Below are 22,293 nucleotides of genomic sequence, written 5' to 3'. Positions count from 1 at the left end.
TACGTTGTTTATTCTATTTTAATAAATCCTCGATCGAATTGATATCCATATACTTCGGTACAACGAGACCAATCTTCGTTCCGTCCAGATTCGGTCCCAAGTCGTCGATCTTGTCTTTAAATTTGTCATAGTAATCTTTGTGCGTTGTCGGCAGCCATGCCGCGACGATGGCGTCTACATCGCCGTTGGCGACACCGGTCCACATCGGTCCGGCTTCCACCTGCACGAGATTTACCTTATATCCGAGTTTCTCTTCCAGCACATGCGCGACAACATGCGTGCTTGCGATTTCCGAATCCCATGCGACATATCCGAGTTTTATCTTCTGGCCTTCGGCAGGCTGTGCGCCGGACACCCACGCTTCAACCTTGTCTCCGTTTGCGCTAACCCATTCCTTAGCTGCTTCTTTTGGATCCTGTCCGTCATGAACGGCAACCATCACTTTTGCCATATCATCTGGGGTCCATTCAAATTGGTCCAACACCTTATAAGCCTCAGGCTGATCTTCCTTCAGACCTGTGCGGGCGATCGTATGGATTTGCTCGTCTCCGCCGTATACGCCTTTTGGATCCTCTAAATATTTCAAATCATATTTGGCAAATTTCCAGTGGGGTGTCCAACCGGTTATAATGATAGGCTCTTCTTTCTTCATCGCTTTAGCCAAAGCGGCGGTCATCGCTGCTCCCGAGCCTTCAATAAGCTTCCAATCCTTCAAGCCGTATTGCTCGATCGCTTGTTCGGTCGCTTGCATAATGCCTGCGCCAGCATCAATGCCGATAATTTTGTAATCGACTTGAGCGCCTACGCTGCCCGTCTTCGTGTCTTCATTCTTTTTGGAGTCTGACGAACCCGATGAATTAGAGCAGGCGGCTAATGTCCATCCGATGACGACGATAAGTCCCAATACCATCCAACGTTTCATTGAGTTATGCTTCATGCACAATCACGCTCCTTGTTTTTGAGTATTGCGTTTCTTCAAGCTATGTTGGGAGAAACGGTCAATAATAATGGCCAGCAATACGACTGCGAGCCCGGCTTCAAATCCTTGGCCGATCTTGAGCTGCGTCACAGCCCGGTATACTTCAGCCCCGATGCCTTGAGCGCCGATCATCGATGCGATTACGACCATGGACAAAGACAACATAATCGTCTGATTGACACCGGCCATCAAGGTTGGCATAGCTACGGGCAGCTGGACTTTCCACAGTGTCTGCATCGAAGTGGATCCAAAGGCGGAGGCGGCTTCCATCATGTCATGGGGAACTTGCCTAATCCCTAGCTCGGTCAGTCGAATTGTAGGAGGAACTGCAAAGATAACAGAGGCAATAACACCGGGTACAATACCTAAACCGAAGAATGTTACCGCAGGCAGCAAATATACAAATGCTGGCATCGTCTGCATGAAGTCAAGCAGCGGGCGGACGATGCTTGATAATCGGTCCATTTTGCCGCATGCGATTCCTAATGGGATGCCGATGATAACGGACAACAGCGTCGATATAATAACGAGCGCCAACGTGTTCATCGTAGGCTCCCAGTAACCTAGCGCTTCAATAATAAAGAGACCAATGAGCGTCAACAAGGATAGGGACCACCGTCCTACCCAGAACGCCAGTAAAGTTAATATGATAATAAATACATAAGCAGGAGGCCATAAAAATAAGCCGGATATTCCGTCTACGCTGCCTTCAATCCCGGTCGACATCACCTGGAAAAAACCGTCCGCATACGTTGCCAGCCAATCTACGCCCTGCTCGACCCATTCACCGATGTTGAGCCGCATCAGGCTTCACTCCTTCCGTCTCTTCCGCGATGGCGCCGTTCGGCACATTGCCTGCCAGTGCGCCAAGTATGGCTCCGCGCACAATCGCTCCAAGCAGCTTGCCATCCGGATCGACAACTGCAATCGGCAGCTTCACTTCTCCAGACAAAGCAAATAAATCATTTAGTACGATGTCTGGCGAGACTACCGGAATGTCAGTCGTCATAACATCCTGCAGCGATTGTCCACTGCGTGCCGCTTCGCTCGCCTGCTCGGCCGTAACGACTCCTTGAAGAGACTTATCCTTTCCAACGACGAACAACGTGGAAATTCCGATATCCCGCATCAATTGCAGAGCGACACGCGGACCGCGGTCGAGGGATACCGTCTCCGGTCTGCGCATAATATGAGCAGCCGTTAACACTTTAGATAAGTCCACGCCTTCAACGAATCGCTCCACATATTCGTCCGCCGGTTCCATCAGCATTTGCTCCGGCGTTCCGATCTGCACGAGATTGCCATCTTTCAATAAGGCAATGCGGTCTCCGATGCGAAGCGCTTCATCCAAATCATGCGTAATAAAAATAATTGTCTTATGCATCTTTTGCTGCAGGGCAATCAGCTCATCCTGCATGTCGCGGCGTATGAGCGGATCGAGTGCACTGAATGCCTCGTCCATGAGCAATACGTCCGGATCGTTGGCCAAGGCCCTTGCGAGTCCGACACGCTGCTGCATCCCGCCGCTCAATTCGTCGGGATATTTGTCTTCCCATCCGTTCAGACCGACCAGACCGAGCGCTTCGCTTGCTTTCTTGTAACGCTCATCTTTCGGCATGCCTTGAATTTCCAAGCCGTAGGCCGCGTTTTCGAGCACGGTACGATGGGGAAAGAGGGCGAATTTCTGAAATACCATTCCGATCGTTTTGCGTCGGACCTGTCGTAAATCCACATCATTTAGCTTGGAAATATCGCGATCCTTCAACCAAATTTCACCTGCGGTCGGCTCAATCAGCCGATTCAGCATACGTACGAGCGTGGACTTCCCGCTGCCCGACAGTCCCATAATGACGAATATTTCGCCTTCTTCTACCGAGAAGGACACTTGATTGACAGCTACGGTCGCTTGTTTTTCTTTCGCAAGCCGTTCCCTTGACCACCCTTGCTGCAGCAGAGTGAACGCTCTTTGTTCTTGTGTGCCAAATATTTTCGTCACTCCATTGACGTTAATGATGGACACTCGCTTCACCTCTCTTGCGTGTTTGAATAGTGAGAGTAATCACTGCTTCTATTGTATCCCTTGGAAATTTTAGAGAACAACCTTTGAAACAGTTTGTATAATACGTTCAGAAAAAACTGTACAAACTTATCCGTCCATATCCTCCCGTATCCTGAATATTCCTACCTCATTTGGTGCTTTACTTTTCGTTCGGCCTCCCATACAATGTTTGTTGGAACCTTGGAGAAGACTTTTTATCAAGGATTTACAATAGAAATACGCAAGAAATATAAAGTGAGCAGACAGCGGTTTCGAATCGATAGGAGCGGGTTGCATCTTTTACGATTCGGCACAGGAGGATTGGCATATGGCAACGTTCGCACAGTTGACGGAGTACCAGCAGAATATGGTGGAGAAGGCTCGCAATCGTGTCATTGAAGCGATCGGACAAAATATGGATTTGTACGGAATGACGCATTCGACAGGTCATTTATACGGATTGCTGTTTTTTAGCGACCATCCCATGACTTTGGATGAGATGGGAAAAGAAATGGAAATGAGCAAAACAAGCATGAGCACCGGTGTTCGAACGCTTGTCGATATGAAAATGGTGCACAAAGTATGGGAAAAAGGAAAACGCAAAGATTTGTATGAAGTCGAAGCGGATTGGTATCAGACATTTGCCGACTATTTCAGTTTAGAGTGGAGAAAAGCGGTTGAAATGAATCTGTTGGCGATACGCCGTTCGATGAGAGAGCTTGAAGGGCTTATGAACGAACATCCGGATGATGACACGCTGGCTGTCATCGTCAGACGGGATTTAACGAAGATGCACGAGGCTGAAGCTTATTATCATTGGTTGGAGCGGTTAATCGAGACGTTTGAAACCGGACAGATTTTTGATTTTGTACCGAAGACTGCGGAATAGAAAGGTTGGAGCGGATAATTCCGCTCTTTTTTTATAATTATTTGAAATGTATAATTCCCCCTTTTACGTTTGAGCATCTCTAAGCTATCACTCCTATACACTTTTCCTGTTTCGAATTGCTCTTTTGTCCACTCTCCCAATGAATCAGATTGCGTAGTTTGTTTCGGTACTTATTGATCTAACGGGTTATTGGATGGAAAGTGGATGACTAAAGGTTCTTTTGGAGCGGGCGACGCAGAACGCGTTTTTTTTCGTGGTCTGAGGTCAGGCAAGTTGAAGTAAACGCCGTTGGAAAATATACAATCAAATGTACGGACTCGGCGGCTAAACGGCGTGTGGACTGTAATTTGTCCAATGGATCGGGTTGTTTTCCAGCCATCGGAGCGGAGGGAGTGTCAATCGATTGGATGAACTCCAATGAAACCAACCGTAAAGAGCTCTACGTCGCTGTTTTATTGGATCAAATCCAATGGATGAGACAAGGGGTACCCCAAACTATCCTTCTTGCTTTTTTCGAATTGAGCAGGAGGTAGGCCAGACGAATATCATCGAACACCACTTATGTTGGTCTCCACTGCAAGTACTAACGGCTTGGGCGGTACATATTTGCAAGCTTATTCGGACGAGTACTGCTACCGTTGCAATCTTGAGCTCGAATGCTTATGAGGATGGCAGATTCGGTATTGTTCGCAATTTTCTGAATAATTGGGATAGTGGCTGAAAGGTCTTTATGGCAAACCTTCTCTAGAAGCGCGAGCGGTTTCAAGCAAATATCTTAAATGGACTGTCTGAACAAGGCCCTTCTGCATGAGACGATATAACGAAACTTTAAACGCGGTCGCTCATTTTCGAAAGGGTCGATAGAGATTTTTCTTATGTTTTAACCGCTTTAATATTGTATCTTGTTCGTAAATGATATATTATATATATTAAATTATAATTAAGGATGATTCGGATGAGTTATGATTCTCGTTCCCCGCTCTACATGCAGGTTCATCGCTATATTGAAGAGATGATTCAAAGCGGGAAGCTGCAAAGCAATGACCGTATTCCAACGGAAAAAGAGCTCATGGAGCAATTTCAAGTCAGCCGCATTACCGTAGTGAATGCGCTTGCAGCTCTTGTAAAGGAAGGGTGGATTTATCGCGTTCCTGGTCGCGGCAGCTTCGTGGCGACTAATCTCCCGCAGAGTGCGGGCCTTCGTGAAGAGGAGGAACAGAATGTTCCGAAGATGGCTTCTGCTTCACGTACAACGGGTATCGTGCCAAGAGATGCGGCAGACAGACGGCTGGTTGGTTTTCTTATGCCGACGCTTGATGATTATTTTGCAATTCGTTTAATTAATTCCATTCAGAACACGCTGCAAGAACGAGGCTATTCGATTATCGTCGCGTTCAGTGGCGGGTCTAAAAGCCGCGAAGAGCAGCAAATTCGTGAATTCATTCGAATGGGCGTCAACGGTCTGCTTCTCTTCCCGGTCGATGAGGACACGTATAATGAAGAAATTCTTTCTTTGAAGGTGAGCGGCTTTCCGTTTGTGCTTATCGATCGCTATTTGCCTGGGGTGGAGACACATTACGTCTGCTCTAATAACCGGAAGGGCGCGCAGATGGCGGTGGAGCATTTATGGGAGCTTGGACATCGCGATATTGCGATTTGTACGGATGCATATCGGGAATGTGTGAGTGTGCAGGATCGCATTACAGGATATATGAATGAGTTCGAACGCCGCGGGGCGATGATTAATCCGGCACTTATTTTGACGGACTTCTCGATCCCGGTGGGCACAGAGGCGGATGAATCGGTGCTTGCCCGCTACATGCGGAGCCGGATGGCAAGTGCATATATCGCGCTGCATGGCAAGCTGGGCATGCGCATGGCTCAGATTGCGACACGTATGGGACTTCGCGTACCAGAAGATATTTCGATTGTAACGTTTGACGATCCGGAACATTTTGAAGAACGGGAGACGTTCTTCACCCATGTGTATCAGAATGAAGCGGAAATCGGTCGCCGCGCCGCCACCATTTTGGCCGATATTATGGAACAGGGCGCGCAAGAGGACGGAAGCCGAGACTCGACTTACCAGAAGGTAGTGCTTGAACCGGAACTGGTTGTCCGCCGCTCTACAGTACCATTTCAAGAAACATAGCCGTTCAGGTATATACAACAATCGCCAACCTCTGCCGAAGCGGGGATTGGCGATTACATATCATCGTTATTAAATCTGCACAAGCGACAGCACAGCGAAGAAGTGAGCCGCTGAACCCCCTAGCACGAATAGATGCCAAATCATATGATGAAACGGGAATCCGCGCCACACATAAAATATCGTACCTACCGTATATAGTATACCTCCCGTCACTAGCAGCGTCAGCCCAGCTGGCGGCATCGCCGCCGAGAGCGGTCCCCATGCCCACACGATGAGCCAGCCCATTCCGATATAGAGAAGCGTCGACATAAAGAGAAAGCGCTTCGTAAAGAACGCCTTGAACACGACCCCGCCAGCGGCGAGCGTCCATACGACGGCAAAGAGCGTCCAGCCGAGCATCTTCGGCAATGCAATGAGAACGAGCGGCGTGTACGTTCCCGCTATAAATAAATAGATGGACGCATGATCGAACGTTTCGAACAGATCCTTGACTTTGCCTTCAGGAAAGCTGTGTACTAAGGTGGAGGATGTGTATAGGAGCAGCATGGAAATTCCGTAAATGATAAAGCTGACGACATGAATTGCGTCACCATATAACGCAGCAAATACGATGAGCAGTGTCAAGGCTGCGACACTGAGCACGACGCCGACGCCATGGGTGATCGCATTGGCGATTTCTTCGCCGCGAGAATAGGTATGCGTGTTGGCCATTGTGTTCTTCCTTTCTTTCCGAGCCATTCTTTATCCTTATTGTATAAGAGTATAAAGTGTCCTGCAAATGAGAGGAGTGTTTCCTATGCACAAATCCGTACTGGGTGTAATTATTGGCTGTTTTACTCTGGTCGTTCTATTTGTTTGCTATTTGTTCGTGGAGGAATTGGCATTTTTGATCGGAATAAGCATTATTGTCGCGTTGCAGAGCGTAATCGTAATGAATGTGTCAGAAAGTGCAAAGCTTGAGCGAGCCGCAGCTAGAAAGGAGCGTGAAGAGAGAATTAGGTGCAACAATAAGCGGGTTATCGAGCAATTAAATGCGGACCAGGAAAAATAAAAACAGCACCGTCGTCTATCCCTTTGCGGCATAGCTTCCGGCGCTGCTCGGCTCTCTTATTCGGTACGATTTGGGTACGCGGTTTGCGCGTCCAGCAATTGCGGATCAATTCCGGATTCATGTGTCCGGCGCGTTCGGCCTTTTGGCGCGATCGTTTCGCTTTGCTCATAATGATCTTCCCCCTATATACTTGTCTCTTCACAGCGTAAATTACAATGTGGAATAAATCAAGGCCATTTGGTCCTGATTCGGTTAATATAGTAAGAAAGCAGTTATTTCAATAGACATAGGAACTGATTCTCTTATCGTAAACATAAGGAGGAGACAAATATGATCATTCGCACAAATGAGCAAGAAATCATATTTATTCAGCAGCATGACCATGGTTTTCTTTCTGGTGAAATGGCGCGCCACTTTAATCCACAGCTGTTGGGACGCACGGAGCGCTTCGAAGATGTCGTATTAGCGGCTTATGAGCATGATCGCAGTTGGATTGGACTTGACAAGACTCCGATCTGGTACGATGCAGAGCAGGTGCCATATACGTTCATGGATTTTCCACTCGCGCTGAAGCTGGCCTTCTACCGGATCGGGCTCGATGAGATCGAAGCGATGAACCCGTATGCAAGCCTGCTGTGCAGTATGCACTTTGCGTCCTTCTTCCATCTGGAGGAGCAGCAGGAAGTGGTTGGGTTCCTGCGCAAAGAACGTGAACGGCAGAAGCGAGTGCGAGAACAGCTTGGTGAATTGCCCGAAGAGCTTATTCATAGTCACTTCAGGCTGCTGCAATTTTGCGACGATTTGTCGCTGTTCGTGTGTCTTAATAAGCCTGGGGTGAGCAAGGAAGACGAGTTCCCGTGGTATCAGGAAGGCTTCGAACGGACGGAACCGTTCAACCGAGATACAGGCAAGCCTCTCGTTGCGGAGTGGGTGAGCGAGAAAGAAATTCGAGTCGCTCCATTCCCGTTCACGGTGCCGTTTACAACGATATTGAAATACAAGACGGTAGCAAAAGAGAACATCCACAAGCTAGGTATCGATAAAGCGTATCACGCAGCTTCGTGGCTGGAGCAGGAAATTACGTTTGTTCAATAAGTTGAACCAATAAAAGTTGACCCAATAAATTCACCCAGAATGCCAATTTTTTTGTCCCTACATTGAAGGAATGCTCATAGGTTGAAACGTCTTATCAGGGACAGAATGGAATAATGTCATTTAATTAAAGAAAATAGAAAAAAGAATTTGAAAGAAAGAAAAGGGTGAATCGTATGATAACAAGAAGAAATGCGGAAGCAAGCGTATTTATCGGATTAGGGCTGCTTCTCGTCTTATTTTCATGGAGCGGCTGGGGGAATTTGCGGCTGAGCGACCCCGGATTTATTTTCGGCTATTTCTGGCCGATTCTATTTGTAATTCCGCTGGGAATTTTGTTTCATGTTATGTATTTCGTCTTTTTGCATAGACGGGCACCAGGGCTGTTAATTCCGGGAGGCATCTTGCTCGTCAGCGGCGTCGTATGTCAGATTTCAATGCTGTTCGACGCCTGGGAGTATATGTGGCCTGGATTTCCTTTGGCCGTCGCATTTGGACTGTTCGAATTTTATTTGCTCGGCATACGCAACAAATGGCTGCTTATTCCGGTTTACATTTTAGGAAGCATGTCCTTGCTTTTTTTCGCTATCTTTTCCTTCGGCGTATTTACGAGCTCTGGCGCCGGCAGCGGTACGCTCGCCTTGCTGTTGATTGTAGCCGGCATTGCGCTGATGTACCGGCGCAAACCTTCATATGAATATTGATGAGGTTCGAAGCGGCAGCGGGCTTGAGTAGTTCAAGCACGATGCCGCTTTTGTTTTGATTGCCCGGACGGAACGATCCGACACGTCTTGACATCCACCTGCGCTGTAACTATAATTGTTACAAGAAAGGGTGAGCAGCATGAAAATTAGCAGCCGCTTTAGTGTAGCCGTTCACATTCTGTCATTGTTGTCACTCGAGCCGAACGCACATCATACATCGGAATGGATGGCGGGCAGTGTTAACACGAATCCAGTCATTATCCGGCGCGTCACGAGCCAGCTGAAGAAGGCAGGCTTGGTGGCAGTTCGTTCGGGAACAGGTGGTGCCACGCTGATGAAGCCGGCAGAGCAGATCTCACTCCTCGACGTGTACCGGGCGGTGGAAGCAGTGGAGGAAGGCGAATTGTTCGGCTTCCATGAGCATCCGAATCCGCAATGTCCAGTCGGCGCCAATATTGAATCGGTGCTGCAGCTCGTAATGCTGCGTGCGCAGACTGCGATGGAGCAAGTGCTGGGGGAAATAACGCTCGACCAACTTTCAGCCGAGTTGAAGCATAAAATAGACGAGAAAATGTGCTAATTTTTTTAATGTAGTTGTAATTGATTTGGTTACAACTAGTTGAAGTTGTTGTGGCTGTTTTATCTGCATTATAACGAGACGAGCACATGAGCAAAAAGGAGAGGAAATGATGGGCAAGTCGATTTTTCTAAGCCACGGATCACCGATGATTGCGGTGGAGAATAATGAATATACCCGCTTTTTGGCGGAACTGGGTGCAAGCTGGACTCCCGAATTTATCGTCATATTTAGTGCCCATTGGGAAAGTGACGACTTGACGATCTCCTACACAAATGAGACATACGAGACGATATATGATTTCTATGGATTCCCAGATGAGCTGTATCGCGTTCAATATCCGGCCCCCGGATCTGAGCAAGCGTCCGCTCGGTTGGAGGAGCTTTTTACCGCCAGTGGGATACAAGTCCAGCGGGATACATCGCGAGGACTTGATCACGGCTCATGGTCGCTGTTAAAGCACATGTATCCGCAAGCGAATATACCGGTCGTCCAAGTATCGGTCAATGCGTATTTGTCAGCTGAGGAGCAGGTGAAGATTGGAGCAGCTTTACGTGAACTCCAGCATGAAGATGTGCTTATCATCGGCAGCGGAGCTTCCGTTCACAATTTGCGCACGTTGAAATGGGGACAAAAGACAGCGGAGACATGGGCTCTTCAATTCGATGATTGGCTCATCGATAAGGTGGAGAGTAAGAAAATGAACGATTTATTTGCTTACCAAGACCTGGCGCCGCATGCTTCATTAGCGGTTCCAAGAGCGGAGCATTTTGTCCCGCTGCTGATCGCATTGGGAAGCTCTAATCCGGACAGCAAGGCCAAAGTGCTGCATCGCAGCTATGATGTAGGAACGCTCAGCTACTTGTGCTTTGAATTTTAAGCAATTGCATATAGCGCACAGGCATATATCTGTCAATGATTGACGATGATGCTTGTGCGTTTTTTTGTGCTGTTAGATCGCGAAGTATCATCAGCTGTGGTTGAACTTGGGCAGAAGTTGCATTATATTCAACAACAGGACTTGATTCAACAAGTGAACAACGAATGAAGACATAGAGCGGCGAGGGGAAGCAGCATGGCTAAAACAACAGTAGTCCGGCGCAATGTGGGCGTGTTCGCCCATGTGGATGCCGGGAAGACGACGACGACAGAGCATATGTTATATGAAAGCGGGCAAATTCGCGCGTTGGGAAGTGTGGATGCGGGAACGGCGCAGACCGATTGGCTTGACGTGGAACGGGAGCGAGGCATATCGGTCCGGGCGGCGACTACGACGTTCCATTGGCGGAATGCAGCTATCAATATGGTTGATACGCCGGGACATGTCGACTTTCTGTCGGAAGTCGAGCGCTCGCTGCATGTCATGGATGGCGCGGTGCTTATCGTGTCGGCGGTGGAAGGGGTGCAGGCGCAGACGGAAATCATCTGGCAAGCGCTTCGCAGCTTGAACATTCCGACAATCATTTATGTAAACAAAATGGATCGCATTGGAGCTGACGCCGACACGGTTCTTCTTGGCATCCGCAAATACTTAACTGCGCATGCCGTTCCGATCCAGTCACCGGCCGGCCGGGAAGACAGCTTCTTGGGCGGACAGGATTTATGGGGAGCGGACCCTTTCGTGCCCGAAGAGGAACGAAAGCAGCTGATCGAAGCTATCGCGGAATGCGATGAGGGGCTATTGGAACGCTATTTAAACGGAGAAAATGTGAACGTTGACGAGTGGAAACTGCATTTGACGGCGCTTACGCACAGATGCGAGTTGTTTCCGGTGCTGTTCGGCGCTTCCAGCAAAGGCATCGGCGTGAGCGCGCTGATGGACGCCATCGTCGATTATTTACCAGACCCGTCGGGAACGCTAGATGCTCCGCTGTCAGGTATCGTGTTCAAGATTGAACGTGACAAGACGATGGGACGCATGGCCTATGTGCGGCTGTTTAATGGGATTATTCACAATCGGGATGTCGTCTTCAATGATACGCTTGGCGTTGAGGAGAAAGTGACGCAGATTCGCAAAGTCGACGGACACAAGGTCAAGGATACCGGTATGCTGGAAGCGGGAGATATCGCCGCCGTCTGCGGAATGCATCGCGTCCGCATCGGTGATGTGCTCGGCTGCCGCGCAGGGGTGAAGCAGGCTATGCGGCTTGCCGTGCCTCTTCTGACGGTACAGGTTCACTGGGCGAACGAGCAGGATTATCCGAGAACAGTGGCAGCGCTTCAGGAGCTGGCAGACGAAGATCCGCTATTGGACCTGCAATGGCTGCAGGATGAGCGTGAGCTGCATCTCAAAGTGATGGGGCCAATCCAGCTTGAAATTATGTCCAGCCTGCTGCATACGCGGTTCGATCTGGACGTGACTTTCGGACAACCTTCAGTCATCTATAAGGAAACGCCGAAGCATGAGGGAGAAGGCTTTATCGCATACACGATGCCGAAGCCATGCTGGGCTGTGCTCCGCTTCAAAATCGAACCGGGCCCATGCGGAAGCGGTCTGCAGTACGACTCGCAGGTTCGTGCCGAGAACTTACTGCCGCAATATCAGAATGAAGTGGCGCGCCGCGTTCCTCAGGCTTTGCAGCAAGGGCTGCACGGCTGGGAAGTCGTCGACCTGAAGGTGACTCTTATCGAAGGGGAACACCATGTATGGCATACGCACCCGCTCGATTTTGCCGTAGCGACGCCGATGGGCATTATGGACGGGCTTGTCAATACGGAAACGAGGCTGCTGGAGCCGATGCTGCAATTCCGCATTACAGTGCCCGAAGAGTTCGGGGGAAAAATAATGAATGATCTTGTGCAAATGCGCGGTGTATTCGAAGCCCCGGTTCCGCATGGCGGGCGGATGACGCTGGAAGGGAGGATGCCGGCGGCCACCTCGTTAGACTATCCGATCAAGCTTGGCTCCATGACGAAAGGGTGCGGCACGATCGCAACCTTTTTTGACGGATATGAACAATGTCCGCCGGACATCTCGGTTACTTGCCCGCGGCGAGGAGTCAATCCGCTCGATCAATCCAAATATATATTAAGCGTCCGCAAGGCGCTGCAATCATGAACTGGCTTCATGTCCCGAATCGGAAGCGGTATGGGTAAGCGTGTCATCTTCTAAAGAGGGGCGCGCTTTTTTTTTTTGTAAAGAAAGATTCACATAAAATTTATTTAAAGTTTAAATTATCGCTATTCATTTTTGTCGAATATTGACGATATATAGCTGGTAAAATTGCTACTACAGCAGACATACGGTACGTGTACACCGGCGACAACGCAAGGAACAGCCCGTATTCAACCTGCTCATCAGTCAAAAGGGGGCTAATCTATGAGAAACAAAAGTCTGGTATTCAAGTCTGTCGTCGCTATGACGGTGCTTCTCGCTGTCATGTCAGGTGTGTTCACGACCTTCTCTTACATGATGGAACGGAGCATTTACAATGGAGAACTATCTTCTCTCCATACGACCCTTACCAAACAAATCGAACTCGAATGGGAGGGCATCGCCGGAGCGGCCGAGAAGCTAAAATCGTTGGACGCATTGCAATATGTCAAGGATCAGAGTATTGCATGGATACATAATAGCTTGAATGGCATGATTCGGGACAATTTCATCAGCAATACGTATTTGCTCTTTCCCGAAATGATCGAACAGGATGGGAAATCGTATTTGAAATTGCTGCAGGGGAGCCAGTCTTTCATTGACACGGGCATAAAGCCTGGTGACAACTACGAGCTTCCGCCCGAGCTTATTCAAGCGGTTCAGGACATGAAGGAGACGGGCACCGGGCTTAGCGACATGTACGAGGATGAGGATGGGGAATGGATTACCGTCTTTAAACCAATCCAGAACAAACAGAATCAAACCGTAGCGATTTTTGCCGTCGATTTCAATAATGAAACAATTAATGACGACCTGAACGTGATGCTGTGGAAAACGGTTGGAGTCGGAGCGGCTACCGGTGCCGTGTTTATTGCTATTATTGTCTTGCTGATCCGCCGCCTTATCCTGCCGTTGAAGCAATTGTCCGAGCTGTCGAAGCGGGCGGCGAACGGCGATTTGACCGTGACGATCCCGGTCACGTCCAAAGATGAGATTGGCGTTCTGTCAGACAACTTCAATGTGATGATGACCCACATTAAGCAGCTTGTTGCGAATGTAAAGTCTACAGCGGACCATGTGGCTGAATCGTCAGATCAACTATCGATTATCGCGGAGCAAACGGCTCAGTCGAGTCATGAAATATCCGGCTCCATTCAGGAAGTCGCCTCCGGCTCGGAGACACAGCTGCAGGGTGCGGAAGAGAGCAAAGCGGCGATGTCGGAAATCGCGATCGGCATTCAACGGATCGCCGAATCAACTGCGACGGTGTCAGAGCTCAGCCTTGAGGCAGCAGGTGCGGCGCAGCAAGGTAATGAAGTCGTGCAGCAGACGATGAAGCAGATGAATCATATCAACAACTCTGTCCACCGTTCCGTGGAGATTACGAAGTCGTTAACCGAACAATCGAAGCAGATTGAACAGGTTGTTGGCATTATCGGCAATGTAGCGACGCAGACGAATCTGTTGGCGCTCAATGCTTCCATAGAGGCGGCGCGAGCGGGCGAGCACGGACGGGGCTTCGGTGTGGTTGCGCAAGAAGTGCGGCAGCTAGCCGAACAAACGAAGGCTTCGACAGAGCAAATCGCCGAAATGCTCCATTCCGTCGTGAAGTATACGAGACAGTTGGCGGAAGCGATGGAAAACAGCGCGATTGAGGTGCAGGAAGGGGCGAAAATCGTTCAGGTTGCAGGCGATAACTTTCAACTGTTATGGACATCTGTGCAAGATGTTACTGAACAGGTTCAAGAAGTGTCTGCCGCAGCTCAAGAAATGTCCGCTGGCAGTGAAGAGGTGGCGGCTTCCCTTGAGAATCTGGCGGAAATTGCAAGAAGCTCATCAGAAAGTTCGCAGAGCGTGGCCGCTTCGTCCGAAGAACAATTGGCAATCGTCGAAGAGATTTCGGATTCTGCAGTCGTGTTGAATCGGAAAATGAAGGAATTGCAAGAAGAGCTGCGCAAGTTTACTTTGTAGTGATGAAAGTCCCTGCTCCATTAACGAGCAGGGGCTTTTTTCGCGAATTGACGGGAAATTGCTCATTGGTACTTCTGGCCGCGTTCAGTATACTAGAACTCAGGCTTTACAAATCGATCATATTGAATGAGGACACAACATGAATGACAGCTCGATATCTGAACATCCCGTAACGTATAAGCAGATGCTTGCCTTTTTCCTGCCCTTAGGATTCTCTTCTACTCTTGTTACGGTATCCCACGTTATTATTAACAGTACGCTTGCAAGGTCACCGAATCCGGAATTTATTATTTCTACCTATGCCATCGCATTGAGCCTGTACAGCTTGACGGAGCGGCCGGGCATTCTGCTTAGGCAGACCTGCTCAACCTTGGTTCGGGATCGGAATTCTTTCCGGGCGATGACCTCAATCAGCAACTATGTGTTGGCCTGCATTATGCTGCTCAACACGATTATTGCATACACTCCGCTCGGTACGGTCGTATTTCGCCACTTCTTCGGCGTGGAGGAGGCAGCCTTAGAGCCGACGCTTGGTGTATACCGGATATTAATGTTCGTCAGTATATTTTCGGGAATCCGCTGCTTATATCATGGCATCATTATTTATAATATGCGGACGAAGTGGCTGACCATCGGGATGATAATCCGTTTGGCTGCCATGTATGGTCTGTCGCTGTATTTTATTCGGACGGGTGTGAACAGCGGCAAGGCTGGAGCTATCATTTTTTTGTCGGGGATGGCTATAGAATGTCTGGTCGCTTGGTTGGAGGGACGCAACTTGTTGAGACATAGCATTCCCGATAAGGTGGAAGGTCACGCCATTACGAACCGATCCCATATTTTCAAATTCTATAAGCCGCTATTATATTCATCCTTTATTGCCGTTCTGATCGGACCATCTATCAATGCCATGCTGGGGAAAACGGAGGAACAGCAGCTTGCGGTTGCTTCGTTTGCGCTTGCGAGCAGCATTAACCTGCTTGTGCTCAGTTTTTTTACGTATTTGCATCAGATCGTGCTCAATTTCTATGCGAAGGATAGCAGGAAAGTCAAACGCTTTGCGTTTACACTCGCCTTTCTTCCCGGGTTGCTGACGGCTCTGCTCAGCTTCACACCGATTGGATCATGGATATTGACGCAGGTGATGGGGGCGAACGAGGAATTGATGCGTGCGAGCCTAGATACGCTGCGGGTCCTCATGCTGTACAGCTTCATTTTTCCGTGGATCGACTATGGCAACGGAATCATCATGATGCGCGGACAGACGAAAATGATGATGAGATCTCAAATGGGGAACGTCGTTCTTACGATTGCGACTCTCATCTTATGTGTCTGGATGACGCCTGGATGGAACGGCACGATCGGTGCGCTTGCCCAATCGCTAGGAGTGGCGGCGGAGTTGACAATCGTCATGATTGTCGTCAATTCGGGAAATACGCCTGTCCGTCCGGCTCGCGATAAGGGCGCTTCTCTATAAATTCATGCATAAGGATAAATGAGGTAATTCACTTCGGCTTCAATACCTGTCATTTATCCTTTTTTTTGTGCTTTAAGTCCTGTTGAATTATTTGAGTGTATGACGAAAAGCGCAATACAAATGCAGGTCGTGGATACACAAGAGTCGTCCGATGAAAAAGATTGCGTTTGCGGCCAAGTCGTACCGTTAGATACCCGGTTCTGTTCGGGATGCGGACATCAATTTCCCGAAGAAGCAGCGCCGGTACCGGCCGATATGCAATCATAAGGAGGTCTTTGTCGATGCAGCAATTTTCCAATGCAATTCGTGAATTGAGAACCTGGTTGTTGTCCTTTTCATTTATTCAAGTTCTTTCGCCTTTTAGGCTGTATTTATTATTTGGCGGGATAGGAGTCGGGTTTCTTCAAGCTTTACTGTTCAAGGTGCTGCCCTATTCCAGCTATGGTGTCTTGGACTTTATGTTTTATACGATTCCGTTAAGCGCGGTTGCCGGTTATTCCTTTCTGCTAGGAGTATGGCTGACGCTTATATCCAGCGATATCAAGTATTTGCCGTATGGCCTTTGGGCGAAAGCCGTTCTGATTTTGTTTCCCTTTATGGCCATTAGTGTTAATTCCCTGATCTCTGTAGCTGTATATGCTTACCTCGGTTATCTCGCATTTAAATACTCGGCCTCTTCTTTTGCGGAGCAAGCAGCCTGACTTATTCATTGAGTTCAAATATACATACGGCCCCCAATTTTGGGGGCTTTCGCTGTTTATCCGCAGCTCATTCAGATAATGCAATAATAGGCTTGCGATCTCTCCATTAAGAGGCGTTCCTTTGGACAGAAACGGTGTCTGGACAGAGGAAGTAAATCCCTTAAGGCGAGCTTTGCAAGCTGAACTTTCTCAAAGCACCACGTTCCCTTCATCTCCTCCAAAAGCTCGAATGCTTCCACTACAGTTTTCCCTTTTACCTGATCCAGCCGCCGCGACCAGTGAATGAGATCAAAGTGCGGAGCAGTATGATAAAACAGTAACTTGCCCCAACCAACGGCGCCGTTTGCGCAGGAAATTTTCAATACCAACGTTAGCGGCCTTGAGCCGCCTTCCAATCCGTGTCCGGACGACACAGATATTTGATACAATTCCAAATTGCTAATGATTAAACCAAGTCAGAAAAGGTCCTGATGGGTCCCCCGCTCCTTGCTTCAAGAATTCAGCGATCGAAAGAATGATGGTGTACGACACGTATCTTACTCCTTTCCTTTATGCTTTGTACAATGTGAAAACAGTTAAAAAACCGTGTATTTTCATCGAATCGGCTGGGAAATTGGTTTTGTTTACAAATAGGAACTGTTTATTTCGCGATTTTACGGTTGTTTCTTCGAAAAGCTAATGTTTTCTGAAAATGCAGAAACCGCATCACGATTTCTGCGCAAAATGGGTGAAGGGAGACTGTGCTCATATGATGCGCCCTATAGAGGAAGTATTCTGAAATACCGAGCAAGAACGAGATAATGAACGCGATAAATGGATTTAGAAGTGTAAATCGATTTTGGCAGACCAAAAGCTGCCGTTTTCTAGTCATTTTTGGAAATTTGGCTGCTTTACAAAGTAACTGCCGAGACGTAATATACGTTCATGAATTAAATTATCCGTTCAGCATTCTGAATCGCTTAATTTCTGCACAGCAGAAAGCGGGGGAACCAACATCTGATCGAATTCCGATGTGAGAGTCGGAGAACGGTCATGGGGTGAATCCTGCGGAATTGGATTCCATGGGTCTAATTCCGGGGTAGGGCAACTCTCACTGCCCGAATCCGTCAGCTAACCTCGTAAGCGTAGGAGAGAGGATGAGGACTCGTGATCGATTAATCGGCCACAGGGTTTATGCCTCTGTGGCTTTTTATTGTCTTCCCATGAAAATAATGAAAATCATAGCTTGTACCTTTTCAAATTTATCGCTTAATTTCTGTAAAGCAGAAAGCGGGGGAACCAACGAGCTTGGGCGCATAGTTGACCGAGCTCACGGGGTGAATCCGACAGTTCACTGTCGGTAGGGCGACTCTCGCGCCCGAATCCGTCAGCTAACCTCGTAAGCGTACGGAGAGAGGCAACGATCGTCGTGTGTGACACGGTTTAATAGACTGTGCCCGGAAACCACGAGAAAGTTCCTTTTCTCGCAGGTTTCTTTTTTATTGCCTTTTTTGGGCGTGAGAGCACGATTGCGTGTTAAAAACAATGCTAATGAAGAGAGGTCGTCACATGTCTGATCTATATATGATTGCTGCTCTAGCCCTTGTCTTTTCCATGTTCTGCGGATTTTTGGCATGGTGCGGCAAAGTTGTCGAACAAACGGGAGGAAACGAACGATGATGTTCCTCACTATTTGTATCGTGTTTCTGTTCCTGTACTTAATTTACGCGCTGATTCATCCGGAAAAATTTTAACCGAACGACGGACTTATACATTAGAGGGGGAGCCTATCCATGGGGATTTTGCAAATTGCGGCGGTTCTTATTCTGCTGCTTCTACTTGTCAAACCATTAGGGAGCTATATGTACCATGTGTTCTCTAATCAACCGAACCGGACCGACAAGCTGTTTACACCGTTCGAGAATGTCATTTATGGCATTGCGGGTCTGAAGAACCGCTCCGGCATGTCGTGGAAGAAATATACGCTCAGTTTGATTTTGACCAACATTGTGCTGGTCGTGCTAGGATATATCATTTTGCGAGTGCAGAAGTTGCTGCCGCTGAATCCGAACGGCATCGACAATATGGAGCCGACACTCTCGTTCAATACGATTATCAGCTTTATGACAAACACGAATTTACAGCATTACAGCGGTGAATCCGGGCTGACCTATTTCTCGCAAATGGCGGTCATTATGATGATGATGTTCACGTCAGCGGCCACCGGTATCGTCGTGGCCATCGCCTTTATTCGCGGGATTACGTCCAAAGGAAATACGCTTGGCAACTTTTTCGTTGACTTTGTCAAGGCGCATACGCGCTTACTGCTGCCACTCGCAGTTGTTGTGACGCTTATTCTTGTTGCATTGCAAGTTCCGCAAACCTTCGGGGCTACGGTGCAGGCGACAACGCTGCAAGGAGACGTGCAATCAATTGCGCGGGGCCCGGTTGCCTCGCTGGTGTCGATTAAGCACTTGGGTACGAACGGCGGCGGATTTTTCGGGGTGAACTCTTCTCATCCGTTCGAGAACCCGAACCCGCTTACGAATGTGATTGAGATATTATCGATGTGGTGCATCCCGGCTGCATTGACTTACACCTTCGGCAAATTTGCCCGCAATCAGAAGCAAGGGTGGGTCATCTTCGGTGCGATGAGCATGCTGTTTCTCATGTTTTTGTCGCTGGCCTATTATGCGGAAAGCCAAGGCAATCCGGCGATAAACGCACTTGGCATCGATGCTGCGCAAGGCAGCATGGAGGGGAAGGAGGTGCGCTTCGGCATTGCCCAATCCGCCCTATTCACGACCGTAACGACGGCAGCTACGACCGGCACAGTCAACAATATGCATGATACATTAACGCCGCTCGGCGGCTTAGTGCCGCTGGGGCAAATGATGCTGAACTGCGTGTTCGGCGGAGACGGTGTCGGCTTGGTCAATATGTTGATGTATGCCATACTGGGCGTGTTCTTGTGCGGTCTTATGGTCGGGAGAACGCCGGAATTTCTGGGGCGCAAGATTGAGGCCAGGGAAATGAAGCTGGTGGCGATTGCTATTTTGGCCCATCCGTTCATTATTTTAGTTCCAACGGCGATCGCTTTCCTGACCGATTTGGGCAGGGGGTCCATAACCAATCCGGGTTATCACGGCATCTCTCAAGTGCTGTATGAGTTTACGTCGTCGGCAGCAAACAATGGATCTGGATTCGAGGGGCTGGCAGACAACACGCCATTTTGGAATATTTCTACGGGCCTGGTTATGCTGTTCGGACGGTATATCTCGATTATTGCGCTGCTCGGTGTAGCAGGCTCGATGGTTAAGAAGCAGTGGATACCAGAAACGATCGGAACGTTTCGTACGGACAATGCGCTGTATACGGCCATCCTCGTCGGAACCGTGTTCATTATCGGCGCACTGACCTTCTTGCCCGTGCTTGTATTGGGACCCATTGCGGAACATCTGACACTCCGATAGTAGAGGTTGTTCAATAATATCCCTTTTGATCAGGAACTAGTAGATGAGGTGAAACGGAAATGAACTCAGCCAACAAAAAATCGTTGTTAACCGGCGAATTGATCAAGCAAGCTGCGATAGATAGTATTAAGAAGCTCAATCCCGTAATCATGATGAAAAATCCGGTCATGTTCGTGGTTGAATTGGGAACGCTCGTCGTTCTTCTCATGGTGCTTTTGCCAGAAGTTTTTGGCGCGGAGGAGCGTATCGGTTTTAACGTGACCGTGTTCTTTATTTTGTTGTTTACCGTGCTGTTCGCCAACTTCGCAGAGGCCCTCGCCGAAGGGCGGGGCAAGGCGCAGGCGGATTCGTTGAAGAAGGCGAAGAAAGATATCGTCGCGAACAAAGTAGTCGGCAATGGAATCAAGGTTGTATCGTCGGCCGAACTGCGTAAAGGGGATATCGTCATCGTAGCGCAAGGCGAAATGATTCCGGGTGACGGTGAAGTTATTAAAGGTCTGGCTTCGGTTGATGAATCCGCGATTACCGGTGAATCGGCCCCGGTCATCAAGGAAGCGGGCGGAGATTTCAGTTCCGTCACCGGCGGCACTCGGGTCGTCAGCGACAAGATTACGGTGAAGATTACGAGTGACCCGGGCGAATCGTTCATGGATCGGATGATATCGCTCGTCGAAGGGGCGAAGCGGCAGAAAACGCCGAACGAAATCGCATTGAACACGTTGCTTATCAGCTTGACGCTCATTTTCCTCATCGTTGTCGTGACGCTTGCCCCGATAGCGAATTATTTAGGAATCGAATTGGAAATTCCAGTGCTCATTTCCCTGCTTGTCTGCCTCATTCCGACGACGATTGGCGGGCTGTTGTCCGCTATCGGGATCGCCGGGATGGACCGCGTGACCCAATTCAACGTACTGGCGATGTCCGGTAAAGCGGTGGAAGCGGCTGGAGATATTAATACGATGATTCTCGATAAGACCGGCACGATTACGTTCGGGAACCGGATGGCAAGCGAATTCATTCCTGTCAGCGACCAATCGCTCGCTGCAGTAGCAGAATGGGCAGCGATCAGCTCGGTGAAGGATGAAACGCCGGAGGGGCGATCGGTCATCGAGCTGATGAAGAAACAGCAGCTTTCGTATGAAGCCTCTCTTGCGGAAGGCGGCGAATTTATCGAATTTAAAGCGGAAACTCGGATGAGCGGCATCGATTTGCTGGATGGACGCCAAGTGCGCAAAGGGGCGGTTGACGCCGTGAAGACATGGGTGGCTGCGCAAGGCGGTGTCATTCCCGCCGACTTGGATGACAAAGCGAACGCGGTTGCGCGGGAGGGCGGCACGCCGCTGGCAGTCGCTGTCGACAATGTCATGTACGGCATCATTTATTTGAAGGATACGGTGAAGCCGGGCATGAAGGAACGGTTCGACCAGCTGCGCAAAATGGGGATCAAGACGATTATGTGCACGGGCGACAATCCGCTTACCGCTGCCACGATTGCACGGGAAGCAGGCGTGGATGATTTCATTGCGGAGAGCAAGCCGGAAGACAAAATTGCGGTCATTCGCCGCGAACAAGCTGAAGGAAAGCTGGTCGCTATGACCGGTGACGGGACGAATGATGCGCCAGCCTTGGCGCAAGCGGATGTGGGACTTGCGATGAACAGCGGCACCGTGGCGGCGAAGGAAGCGGCGAACATGGTCGATCTAGACTCCGACCCGTCCAAAATTATCGAAGTGGTCGCAATCGGCAAGCAGTTGCTTATGACGCGCGGCGCACTGACAACCTTCAGTATTGCGAACGACGTGGCGAAGTATTTTGCCATTATCCCGGCGATGTTTACACTTGCAATTCCGCATATGGAGGCTTTGAACATCATGGGACTAGGTTCCCCGACTTCGGCGATTTTGTCAGCGTTAATCTTCAATGCGATTATTATTCCGCTGCTCATTCCGTTGGCGATGAAAGGTGTAACGTATAAACCGATGAGCTCGTCGCAGCTGTTGAGCCGCAACATCATCATTTACGGTCTGGGCGGAATTATCGTTCCGTTCATTGGCATCAAGCTTATCGATATGGCCGTAAATCTATGGATATAGAGAGGAATGAAAAAGGATGAAAC

The 22,293-nt window shown here is 49.0% G+C and carries 18 protein-coding genes and 2 riboswitches; of the genes, 13 read left to right on the top strand and 5 right to left on the bottom strand.

The window, feature by feature from the left end; translation table 11 throughout:
* Nucleotides 1-13 precede the first annotated feature (13 nt).
* From LQV63_RS26805 to LQV63_RS26795, 3 genes are read right to left on the bottom strand one after another with little or no spacing between them, the layout of a single operon-like run.
* Complete coding sequence (locus LQV63_RS26805; protein WP_233698971.1) at nt 14-937, bottom strand: glycine betaine ABC transporter substrate-binding protein; 924 nt, start codon at nt 935-937, stop codon at nt 14-16.
* Between the two features lie 6 nt (nt 938-943).
* Complete coding sequence (locus LQV63_RS26800) at nt 944-1,783, bottom strand: ABC transporter permease (RefSeq protein ID WP_019423558.1); 840 nt, start codon at nt 1,781-1,783, stop codon at nt 944-946.
* On the bottom strand, nt 1,764-2,999 hold the full coding sequence (locus LQV63_RS26795; protein ID WP_233698970.1) for a quaternary amine ABC transporter ATP-binding protein: 1,236 nt from the start codon (nt 2,997-2,999) through the stop codon (nt 1,764-1,766). The genes LQV63_RS26800 and LQV63_RS26795 overlap by 20 nt, the downstream gene beginning before the upstream one ends.
* A 346-nt stretch (nt 3,000-3,345) precedes the next feature.
* Between LQV63_RS26795 and LQV63_RS26790 the strand changes: the two genes are divergently transcribed.
* Both LQV63_RS26790 and LQV63_RS26785 read left to right on the top strand, forming a co-directional pair.
* Nucleotides 3,346-3,906, top strand: coding sequence for a GbsR/MarR family transcriptional regulator (locus tag LQV63_RS26790; RefSeq protein WP_019423556.1), 561 nt, complete (start codon nt 3,346-3,348; stop codon nt 3,904-3,906).
* A gap of 955 nt (nt 3,907-4,861) precedes the next feature.
* Entirely contained in the window at nt 4,862-6,058 is a 1,197-nt protein-coding gene (locus LQV63_RS26785) for a GntR family transcriptional regulator (protein WP_233698969.1), read from the top strand.
* Nucleotides 6,059-6,127: 69 nt separating this feature from the next.
* On the opposite strand, the gene trhA is transcribed toward LQV63_RS26785, so the two are convergent.
* Complete coding sequence (trhA, locus tag LQV63_RS26780) at nt 6,128-6,769, bottom strand: PAQR family membrane homeostasis protein TrhA (protein ID WP_019423553.1); 642 nt, start codon at nt 6,767-6,769, stop codon at nt 6,128-6,130.
* 305 nt (nt 6,770-7,074) lie between these two features.
* Nucleotides 7,075-7,278 (bottom strand): hypothetical protein, encoded by a 204-nt coding sequence (locus LQV63_RS26775; RefSeq protein WP_083858936.1) that lies wholly within the window; start codon nt 7,276-7,278, stop codon nt 7,075-7,077.
* Nucleotides 7,279-7,439: 161 nt separating this feature from the next.
* Between LQV63_RS26775 and LQV63_RS26770 the strand changes: the two genes are divergently transcribed.
* From LQV63_RS26770 to kdpB, 11 genes are all read left to right on the top strand, one after another.
* Nucleotides 7,440-8,204 carry a DUF3891 family protein gene (locus tag LQV63_RS26770; protein WP_233698968.1) on the top strand — a complete coding sequence of 255 codons (765 nt, stop codon included), beginning with the start codon at nt 7,440-7,442 and terminating at the stop codon, nt 8,202-8,204.
* Nucleotides 8,205-8,377: 173 nt separating this feature from the next.
* Complete coding sequence (locus LQV63_RS26765; RefSeq protein ID WP_019423550.1) at nt 8,378-8,905, top strand: hypothetical protein; 528 nt, start codon at nt 8,378-8,380, stop codon at nt 8,903-8,905.
* Nucleotides 8,906-9,044: 139 nt separating this feature from the next.
* The gene (locus LQV63_RS26760) at nt 9,045-9,485 is read left to right on the top strand and encodes an Rrf2 family transcriptional regulator (protein WP_019423549.1); all 441 of its coding nucleotides are present in this window, start codon (nt 9,045-9,047) and stop codon (nt 9,483-9,485) included.
* A 109-nt stretch (nt 9,486-9,594) separates the two neighbouring features.
* A complete protein-coding gene (locus LQV63_RS26755; protein WP_233698982.1) occupies nt 9,595-10,362 on the top strand; it encodes a dioxygenase family protein in 768 nt (255 codons plus the stop codon).
* A gap of 195 nt (nt 10,363-10,557) precedes the next feature.
* The gene (locus LQV63_RS26750) at nt 10,558-12,540 is read left to right on the top strand and encodes a GTP-binding protein (RefSeq protein WP_233698967.1); all 1,983 of its coding nucleotides are present in this window, start codon (nt 10,558-10,560) and stop codon (nt 12,538-12,540) included.
* A gap of 261 nt (nt 12,541-12,801) precedes the next feature.
* A complete protein-coding gene (locus LQV63_RS26745) occupies nt 12,802-14,547 on the top strand; it encodes a methyl-accepting chemotaxis protein (protein ID WP_233698966.1) in 1,746 nt (581 codons plus the stop codon).
* 139 nt (nt 14,548-14,686) lie between these two features.
* Nucleotides 14,687-16,024: an MATE family efflux transporter gene (locus tag LQV63_RS26740; protein ID WP_233698965.1), complete on the top strand. Its 1,338-nt coding sequence runs from the start codon at nt 14,687-14,689 to the stop codon at nt 16,022-16,024.
* A 281-nt stretch (nt 16,025-16,305) separates the two neighbouring features.
* Nucleotides 16,306-16,725, top strand: a complete 420-nt coding sequence (locus LQV63_RS26735) for a hypothetical protein (RefSeq protein ID WP_233698964.1) — start codon at nt 16,306-16,308, stop codon at nt 16,723-16,725.
* Nucleotides 16,726-17,671: 946 nt separating this feature from the next.
* Nucleotides 17,672-17,865: riboswitch (cyclic di-AMP (ydaO/yuaA leader) on the top strand.
* A gap of 95 nt (nt 17,866-17,960) precedes the next feature.
* A riboswitch (cyclic di-AMP (ydaO/yuaA leader) is annotated at nt 17,961-18,126 on the top strand.
* A gap of 212 nt (nt 18,127-18,338) precedes the next feature.
* On the top strand, nt 18,339-18,458 hold the full coding sequence (gene kdpF / locus LQV63_RS32185) for a K(+)-transporting ATPase subunit F (RefSeq protein WP_407672970.1): 120 nt from the start codon (nt 18,339-18,341) through the stop codon (nt 18,456-18,458).
* Between the two features lie 39 nt (nt 18,459-18,497).
* On the top strand, nt 18,498-20,177 hold the full coding sequence (gene kdpA, locus LQV63_RS26730) for a potassium-transporting ATPase subunit KdpA (protein ID WP_267934210.1): 1,680 nt from the start codon (nt 18,498-18,500) through the stop codon (nt 20,175-20,177).
* A 59-nt stretch (nt 20,178-20,236) separates the two neighbouring features.
* A complete protein-coding gene (gene kdpB / locus LQV63_RS26725; RefSeq protein WP_233698963.1) occupies nt 20,237-22,270 on the top strand; it encodes a potassium-transporting ATPase subunit KdpB in 2,034 nt (677 codons plus the stop codon).
* The last annotated feature ends 23 nt before the right edge of the window (nt 22,271-22,293 follow it).

The sequence above is a fragment of the Paenibacillus profundus genome, assembly GCF_021369635.1.
In the GTDB taxonomy this organism is placed as follows: Bacteria; Bacillota; Bacilli; order Paenibacillales; family Paenibacillaceae; genus Paenibacillus_B; species Paenibacillus_B profundus.
Note: the sequence above shows the minus strand (reverse complement) of the source record. Positions and strands in the feature narration are given on the sequence as shown.